A 262-nucleotide genomic window follows, 5' to 3' on the forward strand; every position below is an offset into this window, starting at 1 on the left:
TCTCCCGTTGTCGACTTGTTTTCTCAGGAAGTGGTTGCTTATAGAGTGGCCAAAAATGCCAGCTTGCCGCTTGTCACGGATATGTTGACGGAAGCCATATCAAAGCTTAAACCCAACTCAAAGCCAATTATACATAGCGATCAAGGTTGGCAATATCGCCATCGACAGTATAAGAAAAAGGTAGCGGAGAGTGGGTTAACGCAAAGCATGTCGAGAAAAGGTAACTGCTTGGATAATGCGATTGCTGAAAACTTTTTTGCTT

General features: G+C 43.5%; 1 protein-coding gene. It reads left to right on the forward strand.

Annotation, left to right across the window (positions count from 1 at the left end; translation table 11 throughout):
• Positions 1-15: 15 nt before the first annotated feature.
• The coding region (locus tag FTW16_RS24980) for a transposase (RefSeq protein ID WP_409994456.1) at positions 16-262 on the forward strand (247 nt) is incomplete at its 3' end.

This window comes from Vibrio sp. T20 (assembly GCF_007858795.1).
GTDB classification, from domain to species: domain Bacteria; phylum Pseudomonadota; class Gammaproteobacteria; order Enterobacterales; family Vibrionaceae; genus Vibrio; species Vibrio satsumensis.